Source organism: Bacteroides xylanisolvens (assembly GCF_018289135.1).
GTDB classification, from domain to species: Bacteria; Bacteroidota; Bacteroidia; order Bacteroidales; family Bacteroidaceae; genus Bacteroides; species Bacteroides xylanisolvens.
Map to the genome: position 1 here is coordinate 3,333,068 of NZ_CP072216.1, position 23,255 is coordinate 3,356,322.

Here is a 23,255-nt window from a genome sequence, read left to right on the forward strand (position 1 = left end):
ACCTCATATTTATTCGTTTTATAAATAAATAGAATAGCGTTGCTATAATTATCAATAAAAGCATGTCCTCTATATTTATGAGCCAACATCTAATATCTATATGATAATATTGAAGTACTCGTGTTTTGCTTAACAGTCTTAGTATGTAATCAATGCACACAAAAATTATAATTTCTGCTAAAGCTATTCTAACTATTTTGTCCATTCTGTACTTGTATCTTTCCATGTGTATTCATCTGATATACCATCCGTTTTATAAGTAGATAGAATAGTATTATAGCAATGACTATTAGTAATATATTCTCTGTTTGACATAATATATGGTATAGCATACTTTTTTTAATAACTAAATTATAATATGCTCCACTTTTGTATTTGTACCACCAATACGTTAATATCCCTTGTACAAAGCATTCTACTATAATTAATACAAATAATACTATTCTAGTCATTTTCATCTCTTATCTAAATTAATGCGAATAAATTTATCATTATTATACAAACAAATAATGGTTTTCACTTCTTCCTTTCTTGAATCTGTATATTCCAACTTCACTGTTATGATAACCTCACGTTCATAAGCCTTTTTACAAATAGCTTTACAGAAAAAACATCTACCACTCTTAGTATTGCCTTCAATAGTATAACTATAGTCTGTAATATCTTTCTTGATAATTCTATTGCCTTGTTCTACTTCTGAATCAATCATCATATCGAACCATTCACGAAGCGAATAGTCATCTTTAAAAACATCGAAGTAAGTAGCATACACATTCAAACAGATTGTACTATCTTCATTTACGAAATGATTGCCATTACTTAAATCTGATTCTTCTCCATGTGTAAAGTTAGAGGGATATATCAAGAAATAATCAAAAGTCCTATTCCAATAAAACCTTGTATCATCGTATTGGTATATCCCATTTCTATAATCAATCAGTTTCACACCTTTTACTCCTAATACAGAATCTACCCATTGCAAATGCTTAGCTTCTGATATATCCAAAGTAGGATGATTATCATATATAGATAGGCTATCAGTAATCAGTGTATCAGTATTCTTATTACCAATACATAATAGTAGTATAACTATGCATAAATATTTCCTAATCAATAACAACCACATTTATTCCACAAGTCATTCAATTCTTGTTCTAATTCTGTATCATTAGTTAGATTATATGCAATCTGAATGTCTTCACAAGCTACCTTTTTCTCATTCAAGTAGATACGACAGATAGCCCTATTATAATACGCCATTGCATCTCGTTTAAAATCATCTGTACCCAATGCTTTAGTCCAATCAGATTCAGCTTTATCCCACATATTCATATCCATATAAATAAATGCCCGTTGAGTATAATTATCTGGCTGTGCATTATTCAAATTTATCGCTTTTGTTATATCTTGCAAAGCTTCTTCATTCCTTTTTTGAGACCTATATAGGTGACAACGGTTTATATATCCTATTGGATTATTAGGATGATATTCTATTGCTTGACTGAAATAAGATTCTGCATCTCTATTGTTATCAACAACATAAGATATTATACCTAAGGCATTTAGAGATTGAATATCTTCGGCTTTCTCATTTAATATACTTGTAAATATATCAATAGCTTCATTAAAGTTTCCTTCATGCATAGTAGAATAAGCATATTCTTTTTGATAACTATCCATATCAACAGTAAAATTTGATTTGTATTTATCTAAATCAATATTTCTAAATTGCCATCCTCTTGAGGTATTTCCATAAGTAATACTAATTTTATGCAAAGTCGATTTGATTGGTGGAAAAAACACTTTGAACTTATAATTAGAAGCCAAAGATACTTTTGTCCCATTCATTTTATCTACTCCTATCGTTGATGAAGTAACATAATATTTACTATCGTTATCTAAGTCGTGAATAAGAAAACCGTCATCGCCTTTATCTATCTCGCACCATATATACATTTCCCCCATAGATAGATTCAGATTCGTATATGAAAGATATGCGATTGTTACATCATCTTTAAATTCTATAGCATTCAAAACCACTTCACTATTCCTTTCATTAGGTATATTCAAGATAATAAAATTTTCTTTATTGTTAAATTTGGGATTAAAGCGATTAAAATCATTACTCGTCAATGCAGTAAGTCTTTCTTTATTTATAGATACCCCAAAATTAAGATTTTGCCCTCCTGTACGATTAAATGTCGCAACAGCAAACACTTCCCCTTTTTCATTCAATAATGCACTACCACTGCTTCCTGGAGAAATAGGTGCAGTTACCTGTATAATATCACCATGTTGTTTATCATTCCTTAATGACGCCACAATTCCATCAGAAACACTTTTCTCTAATCCTAAAGGACTACTTATATTATAAACTCTATCTCCTTGTTCTGTGCCTTTAGTAGCAAATTCTAAATAAGGAAATTTTTGATTAGATAGAGCTATTATCGAAAACTTAATAATATCCCATTTTTTATCAGAAGCCAATACCTTATCTATTTCGTACTCTTTCCCATCGCTAGTTTTAAGCATTGCTTTTACAGCACCATCCAACACGTGGTAATTTGTTATCCCTGTACCATCACTATCAATAAAGAAGCCAGAGCCACTACCTAATGGAGCTCCGTATTCATCGTAAGTATAGATTATAAATGTTGCACTCTCTGTATCATGTATAATATCCTTCAGATTTTTTTGGCATGAACTAAAGAATGCTAATATAACACCAAGTATCAAAAATATATTCTTATTCATATTTATTCAATTTTAAAATTAGGATTCTTTTGTAATGTTCTCCGTTTATTTGGTGTATTTGAATTCTTTGATTTGGGTGTATGCGTTTTCACATTTTCATCTCGTTGTATAATATCCATGTTCCCTTGAATCTCTGTTGTGTAATGCAGAATTTTATTATCTGTTGAGATTTGTACAAAAGCCATATTAGTATATTCTCGTTGACCTATTGCAACTAGTGCAACACCTGTTTTATTATCATAAGAATTTTGATAGTACCATTTTGCATAACTAATTTTATCTATACTCCCATCATTAGTTCTTGCTCTCTCATAGTCTTCAACAATCAGTTTCCCCCATGATTGGCTGTTATGTAAAGGATGTACATTAGCCAAACAAAGCTCACCGTTATCTAAGTATAACGTTAAATACGCCCTTCTGCTCTTAATAATAGAAGTAATGTCTCTGTCATTTTCGTAAGCGTTAATAATACTAAGTCGACACAATTCCTGTTGATTAGTATTATTGCTTTTTAATTGAACTCCAAAGAAATGCCAAGACCCTGTGTCTCCTTCAATTATATCCAATTCTTCTGTGTTTTCAGGTATAGCCTCAAAAATTGCAGAAAATTCAATTTCTTGCCCTGGGTGACATACCGTTTGTCCATCTTTATTGGCTATTCCATTAGTAAATAAAAGTTTATACTTCATATTCTTTACCTTTAAATACATAGAGTTGTTTCCATCTTTAGGGAGTGATAAATAGATATAACGTGAATTACTCTCATTAGACCTGTACAGGAAATCCACTTGTGTATGTGCACTCAATATCGTTATTTTCTTTATAAAAATATTATTTTGAGATGCATGTTTTACGTTAGGAAATACAATATCTTTAGAATATGAATAGGTACATTGCCATATTGCTAATATGAATGTTATGACTGGTAGAATTTTTCTCATAAATATAAAAATTGGTATTCTTTAATAGAAATGGATTATGATTGTTTTTCAAAATTGGCAACATTGCTTAATAAGCCTTGCTACAGTAGGTATAATTATATATCTGTTTCCATATTATTCAACACATTTATGTACCCTGTTCCCTTTAGATACTGTTATACAATAAAAAAGGTGTGGAACGTATTGTCTTATCTCATTCTCTGGCTCTCGCATTGCCTTTGGTACGGATAAAACAATAGCCCACACCAATATTGACAATATCTAAAGCCTTAAAGATATAAGGTAGGTATATATCAAATGGTGTGGTGCTATTGCTATCATCTTCGTACCGTTATCAAATTTGCGAGATTTGAGAATGGAAGATAATTTCAATAACACCTTTCGTAATATGTCCTTTCAGACCTAACACATTAGGTATCTGAAATTGCCACAAAGTTACGAAAAGCGTTCGTAATAGCAAGAACTATTGTTTATTAAAAGTTGAGAGCTATCCCTTCTTTATAAATTTATGGTAGTGGAAAAATTCAAGACTCCCCATATAAAAACTAAATCTCTGAATTTTTCCACCCCACCGATATTTCATGCTTATGGCTTTATAAACTGATTTTTTATCCGTTGAACGGTGGAAATACCAATACTTTGTAGCTTAGCTATATTTCTGATTGAATAACCTTTTCTTAGTAAAGCAATGACTTCTTTATATTCTTCCTTCTTCTTATCATCCGTTTTGGTTGAACCTGTCTTTCTGCCAAGTTTACCACCTTTAGCAATATAATTCGCTCTCCCACTATTCAAACGATATTGGATATTGCCTCTTTCGATATTTGCCATTTCTGCAAGTACTGTCACCATGATAGACGCTATTGGGTTAACTTCCCCATTTGGTTGCAAAGTATATAAGCCTAAGTTCTGTATGTAAACCGATACTTTCGATTCATGCAATATATCCAAAGAGCGAAGAACCTGTAATGTACTTCTCCCTAATCTCGACAATTCAGACAAAAGTAGAATATTCACAGATTCACGTTTACAGTATTCTAAACATTCCCCTAAAATCTGTCTTTCCTCAATTCTCTTTGCACCTGAAATATGCTCCTGGAATATATTCACAATTTCTATATCCTGTGAGATAGCATATTTCTTTAAATCCTCTATTTGTCTGCTCGTGTCCTGTCTGTCATTACTTGACGAAACACGAGCGTATATTACGGCTGTTTTCATTTTATTCTTTGATTAAATTGATAACATGAAAGAATGTGTTCAAACCACCTTTGTAGATTTATTTGAACACATTTCTATTTTGAACACTAACGAGGTTTATTCGCTTCTTCAATATCCCATAAGCCAACTAAAAGAATAAGCAAGATTAACGGAACACAACCTGTTATAAAAGACAATACCACCCAAAAGAGCCAAACAAGTATCCTATAATAAAACATGATTCTTTGTTTTACGTAGTTAATAAAATAGGAGAATACCCATTTCTGAATATTCCCCTGTTTAATCAATCAATAAACCACTTATATTTAGTGTCTCCATGCAAAGCGGCATTTATTCCCGTTGCTATTTCAGTAGCATTTACCGCTCTATCCAAAAAACTATCGATATATGATGACTTAATACTGCCAGTTAATAATGAATACCAGTTCCACATACTTATATCATTCCCAAAGCTCCCAAAGTTCTTATCATTGATATATGCTTTAGCCACATTGTTAATCTGTGTATCAGTAAGCAACATTTTAGGAATATCTTTCTGATAACCTTGTGGCAATGATTGATAAAGTCTCATTCTCCCAAGTAATTGGCAAAATTGATGTTCTGTGAGATATGAGTTACCAAGTGTTTGCATTAAATGCAGATGTTTTGCAGGTTGGTAACTCTGAAACATTTCCAATACTGCCCGATATAAATCTTTGGTATTAGTAACTTCCAAGCAACTAAGAAAACCGTCTGTTGATACACACAAATTTGTGCATACTTTACAGGTAAAGCCAATAAACACTTTAAAGCGTTCTGCTCCTTTCTTTGAATACAGATTTGTGTGATTATAAGCTCTCACACCACCAATAGTTAATATTAACTTATTCCCGTTCACCGTTTCGAAAATCGTAGGAATCTGAATAATAAAAGCACATCTTTCGTAGTAGATAGTCTTATCACTTTCAAGAAGTTGATTTGCAGGTTTGTGTATTGCTTCGGGTATTCTCCCCTTGATAATGTGACTTACACGAATATCGGGCTTATCAATACTTTCACCACTGAAAAACGTATTTGCAGCGTCATAAACAGTATCAATAAATGCAGGGTGAGGAATTGTAAGCTCATTGTCTTTGGCAAATACGGGTGTAATACAATCTTCTTTCAAATGTTGCATTGTTACCTCTAGCGTATTGGCTTCCAAGAAATGAGGATTTTCTTTTTTAACTTTTGGTTGTTCTTCGATTATTACCGCTTCTTCTGCATACTCACCAAAGTTGTTTTCCCTTCTTACTTGTGGCACATTGCCAATAATTTGTAGATTTCTCATAACGAATAAAATTTTAAATGATTTATAAATTGATTACGTGGATTGAAATATATTTCGTTTCTCTCCAACTACCCTAGGGGGACGTTAGAACTACTGTTCATGCGCTCATGTAACTTTCAATTCAGTAAATCATAAGAGAAATAAGCTGATATATATTTAGGCTCTTATTTTAACAGGTAGGGGGTATTATATATAAGTACCTATACTTTATTGCGTGCCTATGTATTACTATTCACTATAATAGAAAGAAGAGTATTATACTGCCATATAAAGATATGCTAAGTAGTAATATCAAAAAATGAGTATTGTTTATTTTTTTACCTTGTTTATAATGAGTAACTTTGAGTATTCTTAAAAATCAAGAACTACCTGTTTGGCAATGGTTCAACTCCTTGAATTATATGTAAATCAAACAGGTCATATTTGCATTTTCCCACACTTCCATTGGGAAAATTAACTCCCATATTTAAAATTGCGAACTGCTATATCCCTTGTATTAGACAAGAATTTAGAAGTTCCACAAAAAAAGCCGCAGTTGAGCACATTTGTAAGTGTACTCGCTTGCGGCTATTTTTATTTTTAGTTGGATAGTAGACTACTTTATTCGTCAAAGTCTCTATAATGAGCTTATTTGTGGGCATTGACATATTTTTCAGTGTCTCATACTTCAAGTGCAGGATTAGCCTATATAACTCTTAATCTTTAAAAATCAGAACAGATACTCTGTCACCCTAAAAAATGAAGTTCATGCGCACATAAAGTTTAAATTCTTTAGTAGTAGGGGAAAATGTGTGTTATAATATATAATTAATATCAGATACTTTTTCCCCACTACTTTACCTATGTAAAGCTAAGGATAACTTATAATACTAATAATCACATTTCTCTTTGCCGTACACAGAAAAAATCACTTTTATTGCATCCTATTCTGTAAAATAGTTAGGTGTAAGGGAAAAAGTACAGTATATTAATAAAGAACACTTTTTCTCCTTACTTGGGAATTATGATATTCCCATTATCGTCTATCTCTGCTATTTTATTTACTTTCTTCGTGGGTAGTTTTTTCTGCTTGGAAAAGTCGTTTTCCAATAGAATATTTTCAGTATGTAAAGTTAAGGGAGTAGTAATTGATACTAAATCAGCGCCAACAAGTTCTATTATATACTTATCATAAGTCTTTTTATCTATTCTGATTGCTTTGATTATATTTTTCTTAATCAGCTCTATATTGCCATATTGGGATAATAGAAGTAATTGGATAAAGAAACCCTTTATCGCTGCATCCAGTTCGATTAATGCAAACTTATTGGAGATAGTGATACATTGTTCTTCCATTGCAGGAATATGATAAATATTCCGTCTAGTTGGATAATAAAAACCATTATCCACAAAATAAGGCTTTATATCCAAGTACTCCTCAAATTTTTTATTAAAACTGCTTACTGATTTACCTCCACTTGTTCTTTTTAATTCATCTAAAGTGATTCTCACATTATACCAATCATCCCTTGAAAGAGACAAACAGAAAAATCTATAAATATTGGCAGGTTTGAATCTATTTAGAATGGAATAGTTGACGGTTGCATTGCTCCTGCAAAATTTGGGTAGAATATTCATTAGTAGCGGATTGAATATTGTTTATAAATAGTAAATCTTTCTTCTCTTTTTCTATCTTGTAGTAATAAGCACTACCAAAGTAAATCTTTGCTTCTTTTCGATTATTGAATCGCTTTCCCGTAGGAATATGAATAATCATAGGTCATTGGTTAATTTTATAAATAATGTATCTTAATCTAATTAATGTTGTGGTGCAAAATAAATCGTATATACTTTCCCTTGTATCTTCCTTTTGCTTTTAATATAACCATTTGAGCTAGCCCATAAGCCAACTCTAAGCCTGTTATCTGTTACTCCTTGTTTTAGTGCTTTTTCTCTGATTTCTTCATAGGTGAATGTTTGCATGGTACTGTTTTATAATAAAAATGGTGATAAAATAGTGTATCTTTTGTGTCTGTGCTATCTTATATACTATTTGTAATATATTGATACAAAGGTACTAAGTTTTTAGGGAGTGACCTAATACTAGTACCACAAACTGAAAAAATCGACTAGAAGCATTAATAAAGTGTGATTACTGAATATCAAACCGATAAGAAGTATGTACATTAAAAGATTGTTACTTTTTGCTTCTCCTATTGATTGTTCTCTTTGTGTAGTCTGGTTTCCACTCTCTAAGGACTTCTGTTTTATTGTATTTTTCTAGTAAATCCCACACTTCTTGAAAACTATAGTCACCACATACATCATTATCAAACATATCATTATTTCCAGCAGTTATAGAAAAATCAGGCAATATATCCCTTACAGAAGAATGGAGCTTGTTTATCAACAATTTATCTTTCTTATTAAAAGTAATAGTTTCGTCACTGGCAAAAGCGTATTCTATTCTAAACTTGGGTTTGTTCACATTATAAAGAACATTATATTCAAGCCCACTGGCAAATAATACTGTGAATACCTTTTGATTCGTTTTTACGGAATAAATCTTGATAGCTTCAATTACTTTATGAAGTATGTCATATTTTTCCGATTCATCCGTAATATCTATGTCTTTAATTTCCTCAATGGCTTTTATCCTTCTTTGAATTGCCTGTTTTTTACTTTCAATAATGTCTATTTCTTTTTGATAATCGTTAGCTTCCGTACTCATTTTGTTAAAATCCTCCATTTTGCTAGTAAACACTGTAGGGTTAGTGTCTCTAATTAAAAGAAGGGTATCAAATAGCTTAGCTGCATCTTTATTGATTTTATCTCTTTGCATCTCAAAATTGTTTTTCGACTCTGACAATTTAGATAATTGCTCTTGATAGGGTTCAATCCGTTCTTGTGCCTTGCTGGATGCAATAGTACTCTTAAATAGTCTCTCAACTAAATTCCAAATTATAGGTTCAATATTGGTTGCACTAATACCTGCACTATGACAATCTGCAACATAATTAGCTCTAATGTTATCAAACCTCGTTTGGCAGGCATATATATTTCTACCACTGTTGCATATATACCTTCTACCACAATCTGTACAAAATATCAATGCTCTTAACAATGGTTTATTAACCATTTCAGACTTACTTCTATTCCTTCTTTCAGTCAATTCCTTTTCAGATTGTTCAAATACTTCTTCACTTACTATTGGTGGTGCTGAAACTAACTCAACAACTTTTTTATTTCTAATAGTCATTGTATATTTCGGCACTCCTTTATATACAGGATTATGCAATATATCTCTTACTGTTGCTAAACTCCAATTAGGATTGCCCTTCTTTGTTTTTACACCCTCACTAGTTAAAATCTTACTAATCCTATTGGTTGATACTCCGTCTATAGATAGTTGATACATCCTTCTAACAACTTCTGCTTCATCTTCATTTACTGTTAATTGTTTTGTTGTCGAATTATAATTATAGCCATAGGGGGCTATAGGAGTATAACTATGACCTTCTTTTAGAATATATCTTCTTTTACTGGAAATTGTTCGTTCTTTCAAAGTCTCTATTTCTTGCTCTGCTATCATTGATATTACTCCAATGGTAAACATTGCGTTCTTGTTTTCCGTGCCGTCATCATTCAAAGTATAGAGACCTTCTTTTTTAGTAAAGATACAGATTCCCTTATTAGCGAAATTCTTTACCGTTTGCTGAATGAAGATAGACCTTCGAGAAAGCCTAGATAATTCCCACACTAAAATAATATCAATATCATTTTTAGTTAATTTCTCTAGTTTCTTAAATTCTGTTCTATCATCTTTAAAACCAGAAACTTTCTCTTCAAAAATATATTTTACCTCAATATTATTACGGGCAGCATAATCCTTCAATTCATCCGTTTGCTTACCATAATCTTGTATTTCTGTAGATACTCTACTGTAAATTGCACCTCTCATAAATCTTGGCTATTTTAATATAGTACAAAGATAATAAATGGTAGTATTATGTGCAAATGTTTATTGTCCATTCCCCTCCAATGGGCAACCATATTCAAAAACCACCGACGGAACAACGGCGCCCAATGCGGATTATCACAGGGAACACGGTTGGCCAGTTCCAAAATCCGGTCTTTACCATCCCAGTGAGGCAGATGATACAAAAAATCCTCCACCGGCTGATAAACAGGCACATGGTCGGAATCCAAATAGCGGATTACGTCCCTATCCCACATTTTCACCCCTTCATACATCGCATTCATCGTGATACTCGCCAGCACCCGCTTGTCCACCGGACGAAAATAGAAATTAAAACTATTCCGTTCGCGATATTCCACTTCCGTGGTCAGCGTATTGTATCGAAATTCATAACGGCGCTTCATAAATTCGTCCATCTGCATGGCGAAAAGCTGTTCGGCCGTCAGACTGCTCTTCTTGCCGAATCCCTTGGCGGAACGGTAGACACTTTTCACAGTTTCGCGAATCAGTAACTCGTCCGAAGGGAGCCGGTAGTGCGCCTTTGTCCACCGCACAGTATCTTCTTCGGGGATACCTGCCCGAAAACAATGCTCCGCCAAACACACTAGTAGCGGTTGCAGATCGTCTCCCTCCCGATATCCGTCCAGTTCTTCGAGCGCCCTGTTGAATGCAGCGGAGAAAAGCACCGACAATGCTTCATAATTTTCATATCCGGGCGCCATTCGCTGCAAAGGAGAATCGGTTTCCCGCGTTCGTTTGATAAAAGTCGTTTCGGACGGAAGACTGACGGGCTGCTTCATATAAATGGGCATTGCTTTCGGATTGAAATAAAGTTCAGGATCATACGTCAGCCGGCAATATTGTTCGAGCGACGGTTCTTTCAGTTCGATATCAAAAGGCAGTTGTGGCTGATAATATTTCACAGCCGTCTGATAAGCATGCGCGTGAAAAAGTTCCGCTTGCTCGCGTAAAGTCGGCAAGCGGTCGTCCGAATAGGTGAACCGTACCCATATCTTTACTGATTTGCCGGAAGATCCGGTAAAAGCAAGGTATGTTTGCGGAAGCTCTTTGACCAGTTCCTTTATTTCGTCGGCTTCCGCCCTCCCTGAAAGATTGTTGACTTCCATCATCACTATGCCGTTATATTCATTCAGGGTCATTACCCCTTCTTTACGGACAAAAGCTGCGGCAGGCATCACTTTGGGAACTTTACGCACCTCTTCAATCGAATTTCCCGGAAGAGTATACCGCAAGACTTCCCTCATCTTTGAGACGGGCTGCGCCTTGACTTCCGTTTTCATCTGCTCCAAAAGGAGCTCCATTTTCAACGTCCGTAAGGTTTTTACCTTGCCATCGTCTCTGACTAATGTTATTTTCATCTTTTTTTATTATTATTTCCAGTAAAAGGAAAGCTGCACTACAGCCATACAAAGATACAACATGCTCTTCGCCCAAACAAATTTCACCGCTTTTATTTGCTACGCCACACGACTTTATTTTATAGAAATAATGCTTACTAAATTTGCGAATAAAGGCAGGATAATGTATCTTTGCAGGCAGTAAGACTTCAGCCCGCATAAGTGTGCCGTACAGCCCACCTATGCGGGCTGTATAGTTTACATTCGTGGGCTGTAGAGCCCACAAATGTGTGCCCAAGAAAAGCCACTGATTCCAGTTGATTATCCAGGTTGCAATTGTAGGTTATCTTACTGCAGAACAATCATTAAAATGCCTGTTAAAAGGCGTTTTAGCCACATTAACCCATAATAGAAAAGACATGTACGCAAAGTATGATTTTCGCAAAAAACCGTCTTCGAAAGAAGACGAAGACGAACAGCCGTTGTATCCCCGCATCGTATCGAACGGAACCATCGACTTTCAACAAATTGTAAAAGAGATCGCTCAAGCTTCCAGTTTTACACCGGCAGACATTGAAGGAGTTCAACTGGCTATTGAAAATAAAATATCCGAATATTTAGTCAGCGGACATCACGTTCAGTTGGGAAACCTTGGATATTTTTCAGCCAAGCTGAAAGCACGTCCGGTGATGGATGCCAAAGAGATACATGCACAGTCCATTTATTTCGATAATGTAAATTTTCGTCCATCATCTTCTTTCCGAAAGAAGGTTCGCGGATTTGTGGAAAAAGCGAAGTCAGGATTTGCACATTCCGCCGAAGTTCCGGTGGAAGAACGTCGCCGCAGGTTGGAGAAGTTTCTGGATGAACGACCGATGATACGACGCAAAGAGTATACGCAACTGACGGGACTACTAAAGAACAAAGCGCTGAATGAATTGAACGGATGGGTAAAGGAAGGAGTACTTGACACCATTGGAAGCGGCAGTCATAAAATTTATGTGCGAGTTAATACCATGAAAGATTAAACAGTAAAAACAGTGGAATAAGAATGATAGATACCCATATTTCATGAAGAAAGTATGATAGATACAAAATTTCAGAGACATCTATCATTCTTATTCATCAGATTATAACTATATTAGCAAAAAGAATGAGAGTTATGATAGTTATTTTCTACTCTAAGAACAATCAGTTAATAACAAAACAATGAAAGATAAAACACAAAAAAGCTTCAGGGGAATAGCCCGGACATTACTTCTTGTTTTCTGTTATGCCTTTGGTAGTCATACTTTTGCATTGGCTTTAGAGCACGAACAAACAGTAGAAACTTATAAAGTAACAGATGTCCCCAATCCGCGTAATGAAAGCTCTTCCAATTGGGTTAGCAATCCGAATCAGATATTGGATGAAAGTTATGTGTGGGAGATAAATAATATGTTGTCACAGTTAGAAGATTCATTGAGTATTGAAGTGGCGATTGTTGCGCTCTCTTCTATCGGAGAAGATATTCCGGCAGAGTTTGCCCACAAGCTTTTTGAGCACTGGGGCATCGGAAAGAAAGCGGACGACAACGGATTACTGATTCTTTTAGTACTCGATCAACGTAAAGTCACTTTCGCAACCGGATACGGTTTAGAAGGAGTACTTCCCGACGCTTTATGCTTTCGCATTCAACAGAATGAAATGGTTCCGTGGTTTAGAAAAAACGACTTTGACAGAGGAATGACAGAGGGAGTCCGGGCTGTAACATTGGTGCTTTATGGAAGCGACTATGAACCAGTTTCTCAAAGCACTTCTGATAATTACTGGAAAAGTGCCAGTAATACGTTGTGGAATTTTCTGGCAAATCAGTCGCCTATGCTTTGGATATTCTTGATACTGGTAAATGTTCTCACTTATCGCATGAAGGTAAATAAAGCTCGCCCCAAAGACGGTTCAGCATTAGCAGCAATCAAAGTCCTGACACTTTACAGCCCACTTGGATGTCTTGTGTTGTTTTTTCCGGTCTGGCCTGCACTTATTGCGGCATCCTTATGGTATAAGTTCTACCAAAAACAACGTGTTATTTTGCAGAGTAAGACCTGCGACTCTTGCAAAGCTGTGGCTTTACAACTTTTATCCAATGAGCTTGCAACCCCTTTATTATCTGCTTCCGAACAAATGGAACACAAACTAGGTTCTGCCATCCACCGTATTTATCAATGTACTTCCTGCGGCTGGATATTGCGGTATAAATCTGTCGTCGGAAGCGAATATAAGATGTGTAATCAATGCCATACCATTGCTTCCAAGCGTATCAGTCCGTGGAAAACAGTTAAAGAAGCCACATATTCCGATGCCGGATTGGAGGTTGCCGACTATCTTTGCCTAATGTGCGGAGATAAAAAGCAGGCAACACAGAAGATTCCCCGCAAGACACCCCCAAATAGTGACAGTCCTAGTAATAGTCACAGTAGCAGTAGCAGCAGTAGTAGTAGCGGCAGCAGTAGCAGTAGCGGCAGTTTTGGTGGTGGACGTAGCGGTGGCGGTGGAGCGTCAAGTAGTTTTTAAGATCGGCTATTCATTTGAAGAAGTCGACTAACCAAACAAAGACGTGGAAACACATCTCACCTGAATATTTTCATAGAAAAATGGTTATCCACTCCTTTATTCTAACTATTTTTGCATAGATAACCGAACATAAAAAAGTGAAATGAATATTGAAGAATTTAGAGAATACTGCCTGTCTTTTAAGGGAGTCCATGAAAAGATGCCGTTTCCCAATGTGCCCGACAAATATAGCCGTGACGTTCTATGCTTTTATGTAGCGGACAAATGGTTCTGTTTCGTTAACATTGAGATTTTCGATTTTTGTTGTATCAAATGCAACCCTGACGAATCCGGAGAACTGCAGACTGAATATACCGGCATAAGACCAGGATGGCACATGAACAAGAAATATTGGATCAGTGTTTATTTCAACCAAGATGTACCTGATGAGAAAATCAAAGAGCTTGTAAGCAACTCCTACGATATTGTAGTTAAAAGTTTGACAAAGAAAGAACGGGAAATGCTATAAATAAAGGGAGGATTCAAAAACCTCCCAAATGTAAATCTTGTATTTTGTTTTCTTTCCAAAAAACAGTGAAATTATAATTTACACCACTATTCCTGTAAAACACAATCTCCCAACTATCACTATATAGTACAGCCGGCACGATCGTATAGGGATAAAATTCATCCTGCCAGGATCCGTATATTTTTTCTTTATGTTTCTGCTGGCTTTTGCTGGACAGCATGCTATCTAGTTGTTCGGCCATAGGTACCCAATTCTGCAATAGCACCTGTAATTCCAATAATTGCCTGGAGAACGGAGCAGAAGCGTCCCCTTCTATCAAAACAAGAGTTTCTACCGAGTAAAAAGGCAATTGCACTGCACCACTCCAAAGGTAACATTTATCTCGCCACCAATCACAAACCTTACAGGTAAAGATGCCCAAACCTTCCACTTTATACTCTCTCTTAGTTCCAAACAACTCGTTTATCAGTGTCTTGAATACTTTCATTACTTTTCCCATCGTTTTCTTTTTTTTTAGTATGCACTAACAATGTTACTATGATTTCTGGAATCTTACCGCTTGCTATGTGGGTGTGTTTGTGTGCATATTGTTCAATTTTAAGTTTTTATTCTTCGTAATAAGTAAAGATACGCTCGACATAAGGTTTTAATATACGACCGAGCCCCGTGCCAAAATCAACATAATCTTTGAAATTCTTTGTTTCAATCCAGTTACCATTCGCATCACAGCCGTAGTCTTGGAAGTCTTTGTAGAGTATTTCAAATCCTGGCCGCTCGTCAATCGGCCGTCCTTGTTCATCGTATTTCTCTTGCACGATACTATTACGAACAACGGTTTTCAGTTTACCGTTCGGATAATATTCACGTTTACACCAGGACTCTAACTCTTTATTACCTTCATCGTCAATCCTATATTTTTTCACAACGCGATTACTATCACTGTATTCATAGATGAAATGCGTTTCCGGCCTATCACGACTCAGCAAATCATACACTTGGGTCTGCGCCAACAAGCCATTTGTATCATACTCATAGACTGTTTTTCCCGATAATTCCCCTATATTATAATATTCCCTCTTCTCTACCAACAAATCATGTTCGTTATAATCATATTCGGTCATAGCCGGTTTGTCAATCGTGCCGTCAATCTGTTTGGTTCGAATAAGATTTCCCCTGACGTCATAAGTATTTATCTCCCCATGGGAATCACTATACACAATTTCCAACAGTTTCCCGTCAGTATTATACTTACTGACAATCGTACTGTTAGTTTTCGGAAAGCTAAGTGTAGATGTATGTCCCCAAGTCTCATAGGTATAATCGGTCTTTCGGATAATATTTTCTTGTTTGTCGTACTCGTTGCATTGAGCAAGATTGCCGTCGATATTGAAATGAAAATGGTAGTGATGTATTCCGTCCTCTTCCCATTTCTCGCCTTTTTTGAATTTCGTCGAAAAGAAAGACGATGTATTTTCCGGACGATAATAATAGATATCCAACGTTTTGACTTTTCCGTTCAACCCCATCCTGCTTTTGTCGTTATTAACAGAATCTATTGTCGGAGGAATGTATTTCAAAGGAGATTGTTGGCAACCTGCAAACATCGATATAATCAAACTTCCTAAAATAACAAGGACTACAACGGCTTTATTTTTCATGTTTTCTTTGTGTGTTACAATGTTTCGACGCAAAGATAACAAAAAAGAACCAGTTCTAAAATATAACTGACGTAAAAGATTACTTTCGTGTTATTATAATATCATCAAAGCATAGTTCCAATGACTGATTATCGGGTTTGTACTCCGTCCAATCTTTCGGATCGCCACTTTCGTTGTCTACCATTAAATGATAATAAGAGAAGCCAGAGTGTGGATCAGGCAAGGTTTGTGCGAAATTGTTAGGCAAAGTTCCCCGATGGCTTTACAGGTCTGCTTTTAAGTAATCCCTTAAGGTGTATTTACTCCAATAGTGAATGGCGCATTCATGTATATAAAATAGCCTTGCTTCCAAAGTCTTAGCTTTGGATATGATTTCGGTATGATGACTAAAGCCGATTGAAAGAAAGTCAGACCAGTTAAATTCATCAGCCACTGGCTGATGAATTTCTACAAGAAGCAATTTTTCATTCAACACCAAATCATCAGCCGTTGGCTGATGATTTAAAACCTTATCCCACTCCTCATAAAAAATACGCATTATAGTTCGTTTATGGTTTGTAGCTCACCGCTATTCGTTAGCACAGGTATTGTCAACAACTTTAACTCCCCTACCAATCCGATACATTTATAAGTTCTTAGGAGTAACGATTCGGCAACAATCAAGCTGCATTGATGTTCTGGGATTTGCATACCGTCAAACAACTCGCATTTTCATAATACGAATTTATAGTAAACTGTTATCAATTGTTGTTTACCTTATCATCAAACCATTTGTAGTCTATAACCGGATATGTATTATAAACACTATCTATATAGAGACGATTCGATAAAATTCTTTCATCTCCATAATATATTGTCCACTTGGCAATATGTTTTTCCTTATCCGACCATTCAAATTTATAATGATTCCCGACTGGGAAGAAATATTCTTCATCAGCCAATTCTTGAACACTATTACATGTATCAATAATCGGCATTTCACTATAAGTAATCCAGATTATAGAATCTCCTTTGAGGACTATTTTTTGAGGAGTTTTAAAATTATCATCTTCTAAATCAGGATAATTATAAACGACATATCCGCTATCCGTCTTTGTCAATTCCATCCACGTTGTTTCATAAACTTTTTTAGGCGTTTCCTGCTTAGATTGTATAGAGCAAGATATTATGCACACAGCAACTAATAATAACTTTACTATATTCTTCATATTCCTTATTTATAGTCTATTTTAAGAGAATGCTATGTTTATCCAACAACTTTAGATTTTGTTGTGCCTGAATTACATAATCGTCATCGGCTCGCCCTTGCAAAATCACGGTCATGAAGTCATTATATGCCTCTTTCTCTTTGCCGGCTTTCCAATAGACATAAGCACGCCAGAAGTAACTGCATACTACTTCATATTTCTGATCAATACAATAATTCAAATCACTATATGCTTTATTAATGCTATCCACATACCAATAGGCAATACCTCTTTGCAAACAAATTTCTTCCAACGCAACATCTTTAGGATCTATTTTATCATAAAATATCACTTGGGCGCATCCGTACACTTCTCGCTTTATTCTTTCTGCTGCATTAAAGTCGTCAATTGCACTTTGGTAATTGTTCAATTCTAAATTTGCGTTTCCTCTGTTAAGCCAAGCCATTATATATGTAGAGTCTTGTCGTATAACATAACAATAGTCTTTTATAGCTTCAGAATATTGTTTTAACGCAAACTTATCGGCTCCTCTGTTTATATAGGCAGGTAGATAAGTCGGGGCATTTTGAATTAATTTATTCCAGACTACAATTGCTTCATGATACTTCTTCTGATTATCAAGACTTACTGCTTCATCAAATAAATTGTTTGTCCTAGAACAAGATAGAAACAACAATGCTATTACAATAATTATACAATTATGTCTTTTCATAATCCGAATTCTGATTTATATCCATTACGATTCTTTGTCTAATGTCTTACGCTTGATTTTTCAATTCATTCTTTCTCTTTTTCCACAACTGCCACGAATTAATAATATTCTGCCACAACACATACGAACCGGGAGCCACAGAAGACAATGGATTCAAATAAGTATGTGCCATCCAAATAGCCAAAATCGTATTCTTTTGTCCCAACGCCTGCCCGCCACTGATACGGTCATTATAAATTGAGCCGATTGTCTTCCCCAAAAAGAACTGCAAACAGCAAGCAATCAGTGCTCCGACAGCAATCATGATTTCCGTAAAACCATCCGCTGGGTCATTGAGCAAGGAATACAATGTCTGCGCTGTTACGATAGCTAAAGACACAGCCCACAAATAAAAAGCAAGTTCATGATAGCCCAATAACTTCTGATGCACTTTTGGCAAACACTTACTCAACAACCAGGCAGCCAAAAAAGGACAAATCAACAACGGAAATACCTTACCTAAAATAACAAGAAACGCCTCCCAAAAAGTGACATCAGGATGCACCTCCACCAAAGGAAAAAGAATAGGCACAGCAATAGCCGCACCGATATTTGCTATCAATGTATAAGTAGTCAGACTGGCTGCACTCCCACCCAACTTGGAAGTAATCACCGCAGCGGCCGTAGCCGTAGGACAAATAATACAAACCATCACTCCCTCTGCTACTATTTTATCAAAGCGATAAAGCAACAAATAAGCAGCCAACGCTCCGCCAATCTGAATCAATAACAACCACAAATGGAGAGGTTTAGGCTTCAAATCACAAGGAGATACCTTACAGAAGGTCAATAGCAACATCGTAAAAATAAGATAGGGAGTCAGAAAAGAAAGGCTGATAAACAGCGGATAACCTATAGCACCTACCAGCATAGCAATAGGTAACGTCCAATTCTTCAAAAACTTAAGCATCGTCGTACATTTTAACTTCGAAGCACAAAGTAACGGAGATTTCAGGAAAAAAGCTACCATTAAACCGAAAAAAACACAAAACTTAATGGCAAATAATGAGTTTTCTACAAATTTCTACTACATTTGCACCGTATTATAGATATGAAACTGAATAGACCGTACATATTATACATATTCATTTGCCTCTGGCTACTTTTTCTACCCTCATGTACTAACCACTTATGGGGGAAGGATTTTGTAGTAGTTATCGACGCAGGACATGGAGGACATGATCCGGGCGCCATCGGCAAAATCTCGAAAGAGAAAAATATCAATCTGAACGTTGCCCTGAAAGTGGGAAATCTGATTAAAAGGAATTGCGACGACGTCAAAGTGATTTACACTCGTAGCAAAGATGTATTCATCCCTTTAGACCGACGCGCAGAAATTGCCAACAACGCGAAGGCTGACCTCTTTATTTCCATTCACACCAACGCACTGGCTAACAACCGTACCGCAAAAGGTGCTTCAACCTGGACACTGGGTTTGGCCAAATCAGACGCAAATCTGGAAGTTGCCAAGCGAGAGAACTCCGTAATCCTCTACGAAAGTGACTACAAAACAAGATATGCCGGTTTCAACCCGAACTCTGCCGAGTCATATATTATATTTGAATTCATGCAAGATAAATACATGGAGCAGAGTGTACACCTAGCTTCGCTGATGCAGAAACAATTTCGCCAAACTTGTAGAAGGGCAGACCGTGGAGTGCATCAAGCCGGATTCCTTGTCTTAAAAGCGAGTGCCATGCCGAGCATTCTGATAGAACTAGGATTTATCTCTACGCCCGAAGAGGAGCGCTATCTGAATTCTGAAGAAGGGGCCGGCACCATGGCAAAAGGAATCTACCGTGCTTTCTTAAATTATAAGAGAGAACATGAACTGCGCCTAACGGGAGTCAGCAGAACGATCGTCCCAACTGAACAGGAAGAAGACAATGCCCCGGCAATTGCCCAAAAGGATACCGAAAGCGTGAACACAGCTCCCCAACAGGAAAAGCTATTGGCCGAAGCAAAAACAAAACCTGCCGCGACAGCCAAAACAGCACCGAAACGCCCAATTGTAGTAGAGAGTGCAACCAATGACAGTGAAATTACGTTTAAGATACAGATACTTACTTCTTCCAAACCTCTCGCCAAAAACGACAAACGGCTGAAAGGACTGAAAGAGGTAGATTATTATAAGGAAGGGGGAATATACAAATATACGTATGGAGCCTCCGCCGATTATAACAAGGTGTTGCGTACGAAGCGCACCATTACGGCACAATTCAAAGACGCCTTTATCATCGCTTTCCGGAACGGCGAGAAAATGAACGTCAATGAAGCGATTGCCGAATTCAAGAAAAGAAGAAATAAATAAAAAGATAAAATGAAGTACATTACAAAAGAAGTCAGAATAGGTATTGCAGGTATCGTTGCACTATGTGTGCTTATATACGGAATTAACTGGCTGAAAGGTATACACATGTTTCAACCTTCCAGCTATTTCTATGCCAAATTTAAAAACGTAAACGGACTCACCAAATCAAGCCCGGTATTTGCCGACGGTGTTCGTGTAGGTATCGTGCGTGACATCTATTATGATTATGCCAAACCCGGAAATGTAATTGTCGAAGTGGAACTGGACACGGAACTGCGGATTCCCAAAGGAAGTAGCGCCGAGCTTGTATCCGAACTTATGGGAGGCGTACGCATGAATATTCTTCTGGCAAACAACCCGCGCGAAAAATATGCCGTAGGAGATACGATCCCCGGCACACTGAACAACGGAATGATGGAAAGCGCGGCAAAACTGATCCCCAAGGTAGAAGAAATGCTTCCGAAACTGGATTCTATCCTCATCTCTCTGAACAATATATTAGGAGACAAGAGCATCCCTGCCACCCTGCACTCGATAGAGAAGACAACCGCCAACCTGGCAGTAGTCAGTTCGCAGGTAAAAGGGCTGATGAGTAATGACATACCTCAACTCACCAGTAAACTGAACACCATCGGAGACAACTTCGTTGTCATCAGCGGAAATTTGAAAGAAGTAGACTATGCAGCCACTTTCAAAAAAATAGACGAAACGCTGGCTAACGTAAAAATACTTACAGAAAAATTAAACAGCAAAGATAACACTATCGGACTGCTCTTCAACGACCCGACTTTATATAATAATCTGAATGCAACAACTGAAAATGCAGCCAGCTTATTAGAAGACCTGAAAGAGCATCCGAAACGGTACGTTCACTTCTCATTATTCGGCAAGAAAGACAAGTAGCAAATTATCGTTATATAGATTTTATCTAAATAACGAAGGGCTTTCAAAAGAAAGTAGATTGCTCTTCAAATGTCTATCTACAAACCGAAATAATATTCCCGTACAAACGTACAAAAGTGAGAAAAAAGGCTAAAATTATATATATAAGACATTAACATACAGATACTTACAAAACTGCAAGAGAGGGTAAACAGAGTGTGTCCGACAACAAACGCATAAGTCATTGAAAGTAAACACATTATTGTTAGCATGAAAAAAACAAGAAAAAATAGATTTGTTTTTTCCGAATAAGATTCCCAATTTTGCAAACGTAGAAGTTTTGCTTAATTAATAAATGTATTAAAAGTTACTATGATTGAATCAAATCATGTCGTACTTTGGAACCGCTGTCTCGACGTTATTAAAGACAATGTTCCCGAGACGACATATAATACTTGGTTTGCCCCTATTGTTCCGTTGAAATATGAGGACAAAACGTTGATCTTACAGATCCCGAGCCAGTTTTTCTATGAAATACTGGAAGAGAGATTCGTAGATCTTATACGTAAGACATTATATAAGGTCATTGGCGAAGGAACCAAGTTGATGTACAATGTCATGGTGGACAAGACTTCGATTCCGAATCAAACCGTGAATCTCGAAGCAAGCAATCGTTCTACGGCTGTTACTCCCAAAAGCATAATCGGAGGAAACAAAGCTCCCAGCTTCCTACAGGCCCCTGCCGTTCAGGATTTGGACCCGCATTTGAATCCCAATTATAATTTTGAGAACTTCATTGAAGGATACAGCAATAAACTTTCAAGAAGTGTGGCGGAAGCCGTAGCGCAAAAACCGGGAGGGACTGCTTTCAACCCGTTATTCCTTTATGGAGCATCCGGAGTAGGAAAAACGCACCTGGCAAACGCAATAGGCACGAAAATCAAAGAAATTTATCCAGAGAAAAGAGTATTGTACGTTTCGGCACATTTGTTCCAGGTACAATATACGGATTCTGTACGCAATAACACGACCAACGACTTTATTAATTTTTATCAGACGATTGATGTATTAATCATTGATGATATTCAGGAGTTTGCCGGTGTCACCAAGACTCAAAACAACTTCTTCCATATCTTCAATCATTTACACCAGAACGGCAAACAGCTTATATTAACTTCAGACCGTGCTCCTGTATTGTTGCAAGGTATTGAAGAACGCCTCCTGACCCGTTTCAAATGGGGTATGGTAGCCGAGCTTGAAAAGCCGACGGTAGAACTTCGCAAAAACATTCTACGCAACAAGATACACCGCGACGGATTACAATTCCCGCCGGAAGTGATCGATTATATTGCCGAAAATGTGAATGAAAGTGTACGCGATCTGGAAGGTATCGTCATTGCTATCATGGCTCGTTCCACTATTTTCAACAAAGAAATAGATTTGGATTTGGCACAACACATTGTACATGGCGTGGTTCATAACGAAACGAAAGCGGTTACCATCGATGATATCCTCAAAGTGGTATGCAAACATTTTGATCTGGAACCGTCTGCCATACATACAAAATCCAGAAAAAGGGAAGTCGTTCAAGCACGACAGATCGCCATGTATCTAGCTAAAAACCACACAGACTTTTCAACTTCTAAGATAGGTAAGTTTATCGGTAACAAAGACCATGCAACGGTACTTCACGCCTGCAAAACCGTAAAAGGACAATTGGAGGTGGACAAAAGCTTTAGTGCAGAAGTACAGGAAATAGAATCGTTACTGAAAAAGAGAAACTGAAATCAAGTATAAAGTATTAAGTATTAGGTATTATCCATGCGGACAGGCTTTATTATGC

The 23,255-nt window shown here is 36.5% G+C and carries 20 protein-coding genes and 2 pseudogenes; 6 read left to right on the plus strand and 16 right to left on the minus strand.

Annotated elements, in window-relative coordinates; all coding sequences use genetic code 11:
* Window positions 1-454: 454 nt before the first annotated feature.
* The 10 genes and pseudogenes from INE92_RS14255 to INE92_RS14295 all read right to left on the minus strand — a co-directional run.
* A complete protein-coding gene (locus tag INE92_RS14255) occupies window positions 455-1,126 on the minus strand; it encodes a hypothetical protein (RefSeq protein WP_211421165.1) in 672 nt (223 codons plus the stop codon).
* The gene (locus INE92_RS14260; protein WP_055279701.1) at window positions 1,111-2,754 is read right to left on the minus strand and encodes a trypsin-like peptidase domain-containing protein; all 1,644 of its coding nucleotides are present in this window, start codon (window positions 2,752-2,754) and stop codon (window positions 1,111-1,113) included. Before INE92_RS14260 ends, INE92_RS14255 begins: the two co-directional genes overlap by 16 nt.
* Window positions 2,755-2,756: 2 nt before the next feature.
* Window positions 2,757-3,443 (minus strand): hypothetical protein, encoded by a 687-nt coding sequence (locus INE92_RS14265; RefSeq protein WP_147340876.1) that lies wholly within the window; start codon window positions 3,441-3,443, stop codon window positions 2,757-2,759.
* Between the two features lie 837 nt (window positions 3,444-4,280).
* Entirely contained in the window at window positions 4,281-4,916 is a 636-nt protein-coding gene (locus tag INE92_RS14270) for a recombinase family protein (RefSeq protein ID WP_211421166.1), read from the minus strand.
* A gap of 283 nt (window positions 4,917-5,199) precedes the next feature.
* Window positions 5,200-6,225: a DUF3871 family protein gene (locus INE92_RS14275; RefSeq protein ID WP_211421167.1), complete on the minus strand. Its 1,026-nt coding sequence runs from the start codon at window positions 6,223-6,225 to the stop codon at window positions 5,200-5,202.
* A gap of 990 nt (window positions 6,226-7,215) precedes the next feature.
* Window positions 7,216-7,716 carry a hypothetical protein gene (locus INE92_RS14280; RefSeq protein ID WP_233476878.1) on the minus strand — a complete coding sequence of 167 codons (501 nt, stop codon included), beginning with the start codon at window positions 7,714-7,716 and terminating at the stop codon, window positions 7,216-7,218.
* Window positions 7,717-7,780: 64 nt separating this feature from the next.
* Window positions 7,781-7,981 (minus strand): hypothetical protein, encoded by a 201-nt coding sequence (locus INE92_RS26925; protein ID WP_233476879.1) that lies wholly within the window; start codon window positions 7,979-7,981, stop codon window positions 7,781-7,783.
* 41 nt (window positions 7,982-8,022) lie between these two features.
* Window positions 8,023-8,187, minus strand: coding sequence for a hypothetical protein (locus INE92_RS14285; protein WP_165601825.1), 165 nt, complete (start codon window positions 8,185-8,187; stop codon window positions 8,023-8,025).
* Between the two features lie 214 nt (window positions 8,188-8,401).
* The gene (locus INE92_RS14290; RefSeq protein ID WP_211421169.1) at window positions 8,402-10,165 is read right to left on the minus strand and encodes a recombinase family protein; all 1,764 of its coding nucleotides are present in this window, start codon (window positions 10,163-10,165) and stop codon (window positions 8,402-8,404) included.
* 29 nt (window positions 10,166-10,194) lie between these two features.
* Window positions 10,195-11,562, minus strand: a pseudogene (locus INE92_RS14295) (BT4734/BF3469 family protein); the annotation flags it as partial.
* 398 nt (window positions 11,563-11,960) lie between these two features.
* Between INE92_RS14295 and INE92_RS14300 the strand changes: the two are divergent.
* The 3 genes from INE92_RS14300 to INE92_RS14310 all read left to right on the plus strand — a co-directional run bounded on the left by INE92_RS14300 (window position 11,961) and on the right by INE92_RS14310 (window position 14,602).
* Window positions 11,961-12,569, plus strand: coding sequence for an HU family DNA-binding protein (locus tag INE92_RS14300; RefSeq protein WP_004316783.1), 609 nt, complete (start codon window positions 11,961-11,963; stop codon window positions 12,567-12,569).
* A 181-nt stretch (window positions 12,570-12,750) separates the two neighbouring features.
* A complete protein-coding gene (locus INE92_RS14305) occupies window positions 12,751-14,094 on the plus strand; it encodes a TPM domain-containing protein (RefSeq protein ID WP_004316784.1) in 1,344 nt (447 codons plus the stop codon).
* A 142-nt stretch (window positions 14,095-14,236) separates the two neighbouring features.
* The gene (locus INE92_RS14310; RefSeq protein WP_009038839.1) at window positions 14,237-14,602 is read left to right on the plus strand and encodes an MmcQ/YjbR family DNA-binding protein; all 366 of its coding nucleotides are present in this window, start codon (window positions 14,237-14,239) and stop codon (window positions 14,600-14,602) included.
* Between the two features lie 13 nt (window positions 14,603-14,615).
* On the opposite strand, the gene INE92_RS14315 is transcribed toward INE92_RS14310, so the two are convergent.
* The 6 genes and pseudogenes from INE92_RS14315 to INE92_RS14340 all read right to left on the minus strand — a co-directional run bounded on the left by INE92_RS14315 (window position 14,616) and on the right by INE92_RS14340 (window position 19,189).
* The gene (locus INE92_RS14315; RefSeq protein WP_008997281.1) at window positions 14,616-15,101 is read right to left on the minus strand and encodes a hypothetical protein; all 486 of its coding nucleotides are present in this window, start codon (window positions 15,099-15,101) and stop codon (window positions 14,616-14,618) included.
* A gap of 106 nt (window positions 15,102-15,207) precedes the next feature.
* Entirely contained in the window at window positions 15,208-16,260 is a 1,053-nt protein-coding gene (locus tag INE92_RS14320; RefSeq protein WP_151923023.1) for a hypothetical protein, read from the minus strand.
* A gap of 265 nt (window positions 16,261-16,525) precedes the next feature.
* Window positions 16,526-16,798 (minus strand): annotated as a pseudogene (locus tag INE92_RS14325) (DUF1016 N-terminal domain-containing protein); the annotation flags it as partial.
* A 202-nt stretch (window positions 16,799-17,000) separates the two neighbouring features.
* On the minus strand, window positions 17,001-17,468 hold the full coding sequence (locus INE92_RS14330; protein ID WP_004299353.1) for a hypothetical protein: 468 nt from the start codon (window positions 17,466-17,468) through the stop codon (window positions 17,001-17,003).
* 16 nt (window positions 17,469-17,484) lie between these two features.
* Window positions 17,485-18,180: a tetratricopeptide repeat protein gene (locus INE92_RS14335; RefSeq protein ID WP_015531384.1), complete on the minus strand. Its 696-nt coding sequence runs from the start codon at window positions 18,178-18,180 to the stop codon at window positions 17,485-17,487.
* Window positions 18,181-18,226: 46 nt separating this feature from the next.
* A complete protein-coding gene (locus INE92_RS14340) occupies window positions 18,227-19,189 on the minus strand; it encodes a Predicted Na+-dependent transporter (protein WP_015531383.1) in 963 nt (320 codons plus the stop codon).
* 81 nt (window positions 19,190-19,270) lie between these two features.
* Here INE92_RS14340 and INE92_RS14345 point away from each other — a divergent pair, with 81 nt between their 5' ends.
* The 3 genes from INE92_RS14345 (at window position 19,271) to dnaA (ending at window position 23,197) form a co-directional block, all read left to right on the plus strand.
* Window positions 19,271-20,530: an N-acetylmuramoyl-L-alanine amidase family protein gene (locus INE92_RS14345; protein WP_015531382.1), complete on the plus strand. Its 1,260-nt coding sequence runs from the start codon at window positions 19,271-19,273 to the stop codon at window positions 20,528-20,530.
* 9 nt (window positions 20,531-20,539) lie between these two features.
* Window positions 20,540-21,433 carry an MlaD family protein gene (locus INE92_RS14350; RefSeq protein WP_015531381.1) on the plus strand — a complete coding sequence of 298 codons (894 nt, stop codon included), beginning with the start codon at window positions 20,540-20,542 and terminating at the stop codon, window positions 21,431-21,433.
* Window positions 21,434-21,784: 351 nt separating this feature from the next.
* Window positions 21,785-23,197, plus strand: coding sequence for a chromosomal replication initiator protein DnaA (gene dnaA / locus INE92_RS14355; RefSeq protein WP_004299347.1), 1,413 nt, complete (start codon window positions 21,785-21,787; stop codon window positions 23,195-23,197).
* Window positions 23,198-23,255 lie beyond the last annotated feature (58 nt).

What these genes read in the sequence shown, in the direction of transcription:
- INE92_RS14335 (WP_015531384.1), bottom strand. Translation starts at nt 18,180, where the DNA reads ATGAAAAGACATAATTGTATAATTATTGTAATAGCATTGTTGTTTCTA.
- INE92_RS14310 (WP_009038839.1), top strand. Translation starts at nt 14,237, where the DNA reads ATGAATATTGAAGAATTTAGAGAATACTGCCTGTCTTTTAAGGGAGTC.
- INE92_RS14275 (WP_211421167.1), bottom strand. Translation starts at nt 6,225, where the DNA reads ATGAGAAATCTACAAATTATTGGCAATGTGCCACAAGTAAGAAGGGAA.
- INE92_RS14315 (WP_008997281.1), bottom strand. Translation starts at nt 15,101, where the DNA reads ATGGGAAAAGTAATGAAAGTATTCAAGACACTGATAAACGAGTTGTTT.
- INE92_RS14350 (WP_015531381.1), top strand. Translation starts at nt 20,540, where the DNA reads ATGAAGTACATTACAAAAGAAGTCAGAATAGGTATTGCAGGTATCGTT.
- INE92_RS14260 (WP_055279701.1), bottom strand. Translation starts at nt 2,754, where the DNA reads ATGAATAAGAATATATTTTTGATACTTGGTGTTATATTAGCATTCTTT.
- INE92_RS14340 (WP_015531383.1), bottom strand. Translation starts at nt 19,189, where the DNA reads ATGGTAGCTTTTTTCCTGAAATCTCCGTTACTTTGTGCTTCGAAGTTA.
- INE92_RS14320 (WP_151923023.1), bottom strand. Translation starts at nt 16,260, where the DNA reads ATGAAAAATAAAGCCGTTGTAGTCCTTGTTATTTTAGGAAGTTTGATT.
- INE92_RS14330 (WP_004299353.1), bottom strand. Translation starts at nt 17,468, where the DNA reads ATGAAGAATATAGTAAAGTTATTATTAGTTGCTGTGTGCATAATATCT.
- INE92_RS14285 (WP_165601825.1), bottom strand. Translation starts at nt 8,187, where the DNA reads ATGCAAACATTCACCTATGAAGAAATCAGAGAAAAAGCACTAAAACAA.
- INE92_RS14305 (WP_004316784.1), top strand. Translation starts at nt 12,751, where the DNA reads ATGAAAGATAAAACACAAAAAAGCTTCAGGGGAATAGCCCGGACATTA.
- INE92_RS14300 (WP_004316783.1), top strand. Translation starts at nt 11,961, where the DNA reads ATGTACGCAAAGTATGATTTTCGCAAAAAACCGTCTTCGAAAGAAGAC.
- INE92_RS14290 (WP_211421169.1), bottom strand. Translation starts at nt 10,165, where the DNA reads ATGAGAGGTGCAATTTACAGTAGAGTATCTACAGAAATACAAGATTAT.
- INE92_RS14255 (WP_211421165.1), bottom strand. Translation starts at nt 1,126, where the DNA reads ATGTGGTTGTTATTGATTAGGAAATATTTATGCATAGTTATACTACTA.
- INE92_RS14270 (WP_211421166.1), bottom strand. Translation starts at nt 4,916, where the DNA reads ATGAAAACAGCCGTAATATACGCTCGTGTTTCGTCAAGTAATGACAGA.
- INE92_RS14345 (WP_015531382.1), top strand. Translation starts at nt 19,271, where the DNA reads ATGAAACTGAATAGACCGTACATATTATACATATTCATTTGCCTCTGG.
- INE92_RS14265 (WP_147340876.1), bottom strand. Translation starts at nt 3,443, where the DNA reads ATGAAGTATAAACTTTTATTTACTAATGGAATAGCCAATAAAGATGGA.
- dnaA (WP_004299347.1), top strand. Translation starts at nt 21,785, where the DNA reads ATGATTGAATCAAATCATGTCGTACTTTGGAACCGCTGTCTCGACGTT.
- INE92_RS26925 (WP_233476879.1), bottom strand. Translation starts at nt 7,981, where the DNA reads ATGATTATTCATATTCCTACGGGAAAGCGATTCAATAATCGAAAAGAA.